At 29.7% G+C, this 6943-nt stretch carries 3 protein-coding genes; 2 read left to right on the top strand and 1 reads right to left on the bottom strand.

Annotated elements, in window-relative coordinates:
* Both DRF58_RS17540 and DRF58_RS17545 read left to right on the top strand, forming a co-directional pair.
* Window positions 1-990 (top strand): site-specific integrase (locus DRF58_RS17540; protein ID WP_116037217.1); only part of this gene is annotated, 990 nt, incomplete at its 5' end.
* Window positions 991-1171: 181 nt separating this feature from the next.
* Window positions 1172-6352 carry an AAA domain-containing protein gene (locus tag DRF58_RS17545; RefSeq protein ID WP_116037219.1) on the top strand — a complete coding sequence of 1727 codons (5181 nt, stop codon included), beginning with the start codon at window positions 1172-1174 and terminating at the stop codon, window positions 6350-6352.
* A 141-nt stretch (window positions 6353-6493) separates the two neighbouring features.
* Here the strand turns inward: DRF58_RS17545 and DRF58_RS17550 are convergent, their stop codons facing one another.
* Window positions 6494-6781, bottom strand: coding sequence for a helix-turn-helix domain-containing protein (locus DRF58_RS17550; protein WP_116037221.1), 288 nt, complete (start codon window positions 6779-6781; stop codon window positions 6494-6496).
* Between the last annotated feature and the right edge of the window lie 162 nt (window positions 6782-6943).

The following is a 6943-nucleotide window of genomic DNA, read 5'->3' on the forward strand; positions in this document are numbered from 1 at the left end:
CTGAAGAATGAGGGGGCTGTAAACAGTGCTAAACTTAAAAATGCCGTTCTTGGGATGGAAAGCGGAGAACTGACCTTTTTCAAATTCTATGAACAGTTCCTATCCGACTATGAGAAAAAGGTTAATAGTGGACTTCGGGTAAATGGCACACGCAGTAAATACAAAATACTTTTAAAACATCTTCGAAATTTTGCACTTACAAAATACGGCTATTCCGATGTGCCCTTTAATGACCTTACACCTGATTTTGTGCAGGACTTTGATTACTACCTGCGTGACGACCAAAGCTTGACACACAACACCATATGGCTTTATATGATTGGATTTACTACGCTTTGCCGATTGGCAATGAGCAGAAAGCATCTTGCTTTTAATCCGTTCAGCGAATACAAGAATACCAAAAAGGATAAAGACCGTGGTTATCTATTGCGTAATGAATTGGAACAGCTCGTAACGTTCAACTGCGAGAAAAAGAAAGATGAATTGGTAAAAGACCTGTTTGTTTTCAGTTGCTTTACAGGGCTTTCTTATTCAGATATGAAAGGACTTAAAAACAGCAATATCCAAGATTTTTTTGACGGTAACAGGTGGATTATTGTACGAAGAAAGAAAACCGCTACATCGTCAAACGTGATGCTCTTGGATATTCCGAAAATGATTATTGAAAAATATGCAGGACTATCAAAGGATGGAAAGGTATTTCCTGTACCTTCTAATACGGTTTGTAATGACAGCTTAAAGAGAATATCTCAACTGATTGACTGCCTTGTAGAAAAGAAAGTAACCTTTCATTTGGCACGTCATACGTTTGCTACGCTATTTTTAAGCGAGGGTGTTCCGTTGGAGAGTTTGAGCAAGATGTTAGGGCATAAAAACATTGCCACTACTCAGATTTATGCTAAGATACTCAACGAGAAAGTTGGTAAGGATATGCAAAAGGTATCGCATAAATTTAAGGGTATGGAACAGTCTTTTGTTTCTCAACTTTAAGAGTATAGTATTTAAAGAAAGTCAATGTTAATAATATTTACTTTCTTAGTAATTTAGCCGTTACTAAAAAGAATAAAGGATTAAATAGAAAAACTTTATCAATGTGCGAGATATGCATAATATTATCTTAACACTTTGGAAAAAATTGTAAATTTGAAAGAACGCTATACTATTGAAATAAATGAACGTACTCAACCAATACATAACCTTTCTGAAAGAATATAAAAAACTGCTCGAAAGAGGAGTAAAAGACGTTCTGAATTCAACTGTTTCCAGTAATTTTATTTGGGTTGATGAAATAGAAAATTTCATTGATTCGGGTATATGTGAATCCACTTTAATTGATATTTTTTCATCAAAATTCAAGAAACAGCCTCTAATATTCTCTTTACAAAAACCGTATAAACCAAATATACAAATCCAAAATAGATTCTTAGAAATTATTGCTTTTGACGAAGCTAAAAACAAATTTGAAAGTATTATTGGAGATGAAGAAGAACTTATAAGTTTCAAAAATTCGACAGAAGGAAAAGTTGAAATAGAAAAATTAAAAAAGTTTAAAAAAAATAAAGAAACTTATTCAAAGCTTTACAGAGCTTATAACGATATTAAAAATGATTCAAACTTGGAAATCGTTTTGAGTGTTGGATTCATACAATATTCCAAATTAAATAACAATGGAAATTTGTCAAAAACCAATCAACATTTATTTCATTTTCCTTTATCGTTAGATATTGATTCAAATAATGTTGTAAAAATTTCATTTTCAGATTTAGAAAACCCTTATGCAGATTTTTTCTTTCTAAATAATACTCCTATTGAGAAAGAAGTATTATCAAATGTCATTGATAGATTTGAAGAAAGAGTTACTGAACTTGGTTATGAGTACATTTTTGAAAACGAATTTAAAGATTTAATTGCAAAATCTATTCAAAAAATTTCTAGCAATTCTGAATTTGAAAATTTAATTTACAGACCAGAAAGCGACCATTTCAGAGAAGATTATTTTAAGGTGCTATTTTCTCCTGCAATAAATATTAAACAACGAAAGCCACGTTTCTTCGAAAAATTAACGGATTCAATCATTAAACACAATGATGAAAATGAAATAGAAGCAAAACTATTTAATCTGTTAGTTAGAAATCCTGAATCATCAGGAAACAATTCTTACACAAAACCTAACTATTTTAAAGACGAACTTTTTGAAACTCATAAAGCTAAAGCTAAAAACCTAACTGGAGATGACGACTTTTCTGTGTTTTTCCCTCTTCCATTTAACAAGGAACAAAAACAGATTTATGAAAATTATTTAAAAAACAGATTAACTGTTGTAACAGGACCTCCAGGAACTGGAAAATCTCATACAATTGTAAACATACTTTGTTCTTTGTTAGCGCAAGGAAAAAGAGTGCTTGTCACTGCCCAAACAGATAAGGCTTTGGAATCTTTACTTGATAAAATTCCAGAAACTTTTGATGATTTGATATTCACAAAAATACAATTAGAAACTAATCAAAATCGATTTTCGTTAGAAAAAAGTATTGGCAATATTTCAAAAATTCTTACGGACAACTTTTATATAAATGTTGAAACTAAAATTGAAGAGTTAGACAATTTAAAAGCTGAATATGTAAAATTAAAATCCGAAATTATTCGAGCTCTTGAAAAAGAATACACTCAAATCAGAATTAATGACTCTTTTGAAAATTTAAGAGCCTATCAAATTGTTGAAAAATTTGAATCGAAAGAATCAGAAGAATGGAATTGGATTCAAGATGAATTATCAAATGAAGCTATATTAAATTTTGAAGTTATTAAAAATGGGATTTTAAAATACAAACAATTAATTGGAACAGAAATCCGATACAATAATGCTATCAATATTGATATTTCATCAATATTGAAAAACTTAGAAAGTTTTGATTTTAAAAACTTCCTATCTATTCAAGAGCAATACATCAAGCAATTAAATTATTTGGGATTAAATGAGTATTCCAAAGATAAGGTGTTAAACATTCAGTTAGAAAATATCGCAAAAGTTGCAAATGAATTTTCTAACTCGGATATCGTTCTCAAAAACATTAAGGAATTAGAGAATCTACAGAAACAATTAAACAATAAGGTTTTTCAAGAAAGTGTTACGATAAATAAATCCTTTAGTAACCTTACTGAAAATGGAACAAAGTATCTTTTAGACATAGAAACTTACCTATCGTTTGCTGAAAATGGGAAAGCAGGATTTTTTACAAAACTCGCCAATTCTAATTTTAAACAAGTTTCATATTTAGAACAATTTACTGTAAATGGTAAAAAGTGTAATAACAAAACTGAAATATTACAATTAAAATCGGCAATTGAAAACCTCATTATTATCAACAAAAATTTCACGTTGTTGAAACAAAATGGTTTTTCGTTCTCTTATGACGATAACTCCAATCTCTATGAAAAAAGCATCGTTTTAAAGGAGGTTTTTAAAAAGATAGAAACAAACAAGGAAGTTGTTTCTAAAATTCAATTCAATGCGGACTTTATAAATTTTTCAGAACACACTCAAATCAATTTGTTTGACATAGACAATTTATCAAAAAAAGCAATATCATTTAAAGATGACATCGATAAATTAGGAAGAATAAATTATCAATTAATTGAGAAACTTGAAGTATTAAAAAACATTGATTCAATAATTGAACAATCTTCATTAAAAAATGACTTTTTAAACTTTTTACCTGTTGAAAAAATTGGAGAAGCACAAGATTTTGAACTTTTAAAGAGCAAATTTTTAGAAATCGGAAAACAGCTCGAGGTAGAACAAACATTTCTCAACTTAAAAAAGTATTTGAGAGATTTGCTTCCAAATACTTTTGATTCTCTTGAAAATATTCCTAATCATTATATTTCAAAGGAAAATTTCGAATACGCTTCTGCCAATAGGTTCATTAAAGAAAACGAATTTATTGATTTGCAAAAATGTAAAGAAGAATTATCATTTATCAACAAAAAAATATTCCAAGTTAAATGTGATATTTTATTTGACCTAGCAAAGTCAAACTTTAAAAATAAGTTTGACAATAATGAAATTGATGCATTTATAAATTTGCTAGAAGAATACAAGTATAATTTATCTCAAAGTGTTAGAAAGATTCGTAACCAAACTCAATATCAAATTCTTACACGCAAGAACAGTATTGATATTAGCAAGAGGTTGTCTTGTTGGGTAATGAAATTTAATGATGTTTTAAATTCGGTTGGAAGTGAGCCTGAAATTTTTGATTGCGTTATTGTTGATGAAGCAAGTCAATTAGACTTTAATAGCCTTATTTTAAGTTATTATGCAGAAAATATGATAATCGTTGGAGACGACAAACAAACATCTCCAAGTAGTCTGACAGGAGCTGACGGAAACGATTTTGAATCTATTAAAAATAAACATCTTAAATTTTTAGGTGCAAACGCACTTCATATTAAAAGTGATAATAGTTTGTTTATGCTTTCAAAGATGGTTGCAGGAACTGCAAATCTAACTTTGAGAGAACATTTCAGATGTGTTCCTGAAATTATTGAATTCTCAAAATTCCATTTTTACGACAATTCGTTACGACCTCTGAAACAGATTAACTCAAACAGACTTAATCCAAAAGAAACTGTTTTTGTAAACGATGCATTTACAGAAGACAAAATTGTTTACAAAGAAATTGAAGAAATTAAAAAATTTCTTCAAAAAATTCTAAAAGACGAGCAATATGCAAATAAATCTATAGGCGTAGTAAGTTTAGGATTAACAAAGCATACTGAAAAACTAAAGGACATAAAGGAAGATTTAGCCAATGAATTTGGAAAGGAAAAAATAGATAAGCATAAACTTATTATAGAAGATTCTCCAAAATTTCAAGGAGATGAAAGAGATGTTATGATTGTTTCTCTTGGAGTTGCATTAGATTTTCAGAAATTGAAAGAAAATCAAAATGCCAAACCACGAGCAATTATTAGTGACCAAGATGAATTTAAAAAAATTAATGTAGCATTAAGTCGAGCAAAAGAACAAATGATTTTATTTCATTCGGTTGAGCATAACGATTTACAAACAAATGACTTTAGAAATAAAATCTTGAGTTTCTTCAAAGATGAAGCAAAACCAATTTCTCAATTACAAATTGATAACAACAATATTGAAAGATTTAGACACAATGTTCCTGAACCATTTGACAGCTGGTTTGAATGCGATATTGCTAAAGCACTCATTGAAAATGGATATAGTTATATTCAACCGCAATACAATGTAAAAGAAGCAGAACTTTTTTATAATCATAAACTTGGAAAACAAGTTTACATCAACTTTAAAATTGATTTAGTAATCCATAATAATGGAAAAATGATTGCGATAGAATGTGATGGCGACCCTTTTCATTCACTTCCTGAAGATGTGGCTTACGATATTGAAAGGCAAGAATTTTTAGAACGTGTTGGTTGGAAAGTATATCGTGTTCTTTATTCGGCGTATAAAAGAAGTCCACAAGATGAAATACAAAAAATTATAGATTTCATTGAAAGAAATACGAAGAAAGACCATAAAATAATTATTGAAAAAACAATTGAATTAAAAGAAGAATTTGAAGATGAAATAGAATTTGAGAATGAGGAAGAAATACCTGAATATGTTTTGCCGAAACATAAATCATACATTGACATTTTAGAGGAAAAGAGTGAAACTTCTAATCCTTTAGTTCAATTGAATGGTACGACTACAAATCATAAACACAAGTCATTCATTGATATGATTGAGGAAGATTTGGAAGAATCAAATCAGAGGAATCTATTTTCAAATGATAGCAAAATTCTTTGCTACTTCAATCTTTTCAATGACAACACATACAAAATACAAGAAAATTCAGAAGAAAATTGTTTGTTTTCATTACCTATTGACGAAAAATTTAAAAACGGATTTCTCCTTCAATGTTACGACAACGGACATATAAACAAAGTTTATGTAAATTCTATATTAGAAAAGAGAATGAACTATCATTATTCAAATGGCAAAAATCCAAACGCAAATATTCTTTATCTCAAGTTGATTGAAGAAGATGAGATTATTGCTTTAAAAATAAAACGAGGTTTAGAAACTGTTTTTAAAGCTCATAAAACTGAAAATATTTCAAATAGAGAACTTTTACATTTGCAAGGATATAAAGTTGTTTATCAAACTACTGAAAATATTGAATACAAAATTTTACCTAAAAATATTTATGGAGATATTAAACGGCTAGTTTTTACAAGTTTTTCAGCAGAAGGAAAATCAGTACATAATAGCTACTATGAAAATGAATGGAACGTAATTAAACGATTTATTCCTAACCTAAATGAATAATAAAAACTTTAATATCTAACTGGAAAAACAGCAGAGTTAATAAATCATATTTATCGTTACTTCTAAAAACAACACAGCCCACCGCTTTAAGCAGTGGGCTGTTTCTTCAATTGACCGATACGGGTTACAGTTTCAAAGCATTCATTTAATCGGCTGATAGTTATCTTCCAATACTTTTACAATATCGCTTTCACGAAACAAGATTTTCCGTTCGAGCTTGATAAAAGGTATCAGTCCGTCATCCCTGTACTGTTGCAATGTCCGTTTGCTGATGTGTAGCATCTCGCAAACCTGTTCGCCTGACAGGTAAATTTCCCCTTTCAGCAAAGGGTGGAAATATTCTCTGATATACAGCAGTTCATTTTTGATGCCTACCACAGCTTCGAGCAGGGCAAGCATATCCTCGTTTGAATTTCCAATCTGTTTCATTTCTTTTGCTTTTTTAATGGTCGCTCTCCCTGCATAAGTAACTCCACTTCGGATAATCTAAAATAACCTGAGTTCGGGTTAAGCGAAGTTCAAAAATAATTGACCGTCATTTACTTTTTTCAAGTTGAGTGACGGTTTTTTTGGAAAGAAACAATAGGCTGT

Source organism: Epilithonimonas hispanica (assembly GCF_003385395.1).
In the GTDB taxonomy this organism is placed as follows: domain Bacteria; phylum Bacteroidota; class Bacteroidia; order Flavobacteriales; family Weeksellaceae; genus Epilithonimonas; species Epilithonimonas hispanica.